Source organism: Kitasatospora sp. NPDC058190 (assembly GCF_042883685.1).
Lineage (GTDB): Bacteria > Actinomycetota > Actinomycetes > Streptomycetales > Streptomycetaceae > Kitasatospora.
In genome coordinates this window covers 2,714-3,936 of record NZ_JBHVVI010000257.1, presented here as the reverse complement: position 1 = coordinate 3,936, position 1,223 = coordinate 2,714, and the positions used below count along the sequence as shown (strand labels likewise).

The 1,223-nt window shown below is 68.8% G+C and carries 1 protein-coding gene; it reads right to left on the bottom strand.

Annotated features, from left to right (window positions below; all coding sequences use genetic code 11):
• Positions 1-1,223, bottom strand: a 1,223-nt coding sequence (locus tag ACFVWU_RS44525; protein WP_387632361.1) for a condensation domain-containing protein, incomplete at both ends; no start/stop codon positions are given.

Below are 1,223 nucleotides of genomic sequence, written 5' to 3'. Positions count from 1 at the left end.
CCAGTAGGTGATTTGTTGGGTGAGGAGGCTGTTGTGGTCGTGGTGGTCGCCGAGGAGGTGGTTTTGCCAGAGGGTGTAGTCGGCGTATTGGACGGGGAGGGGGGTGTGGGTGGGTGGGGTGTGGGTGGTGTGGTGGGTGTAGGCGTGGGTGAGGTCGGTGGCGAGGGGGTGGAGTGACCAGCCGTCGCCGGCGATGTGGTGGAGGGTGAGGAGGAGGACGTGGTGGGTGGGGGTGAGGGTGAAGAGGTGGGCGTGGAGGGGGATGTGGGTGTCGAGGTGGAAGGGGTGTTGGGCGGTGGTGGTGAGGTGGTGGGGGAGGTCGTGTTCGGTGGTGTGGGTGATGGGCAGGGGGAGGGTGGCTTGGTGGGGTTGGAGGATGTGTTGGGTGGGGATGCCGTTGGTTTCGGTGTAGAGGGTGCGCAGGCTTTCGTGGCGGGCGATGACGTCGTTGAGGGCGTGGTGGAGGGCGGTGTGGTCGAGGTGGCCGGTGAGGTGGAGGGCGAGGGGGATGTTGTAGGTGGGGCTGGGGCCTTCGAGTTTGTGGATGAACCACAGGCGGCGTTGGGCGAAGGAGAGGGGGAGGTGGGTGGGGCGTGGGGTGGGGGTGAGGGCGGGTCGGGTGGTGGTGTTGGTGGTGTGGTCGAGGTGGGGGGTGAGGTTGGCGGGGGTGCGGGTTTCGAAGAGGGTGCGGAGGGCGATGTCGGTGCCGAAGGTGGTGCGGATGCGGGTGGTGAGGCGGGTGGCGAGCAGGGAGTGGCCGCCGTGGTCGAAGAAGTCGTCGTCGGGGCCGAAGCGTGGGAGGCCGAGGACCTGGGCGTAGAGGTCGCAGAGGATGTGTTCTTGCGGGGTGCGTGGTTCGCGTCCTGTGGCGGGGGTGGTGTCGGGGGTGGGGAGGGCGGCGCGGTCGAGTTTGCCGTTGGTGGTCAGGGGCAGGGCGGTGAGGGGGACGAGGGTGGTGGGGATCATGTGGTCGGGCAGGTGGGCGCGCAGGTGGGCGCGGAGTTCGTGTGGGTTTGGGGTGTGGCCGGCGGCCGGTACGACGTAGGCGGTGAGTTGGGGGTCGCCGGGGTGGTCGTGTCGTAGGTGGACGGTGGCCTGGGTGATGGTGGGGTGGTTGGTGAGGGCGGCTTCGATTTCGCCTGGCTCGATGCGGTGGCCGCGGAGTTTGAGCTGGGTGTCGGTGCGGCCGAGGTATTCGAGGGTGCCGTCGGGGGTCCAGCGGG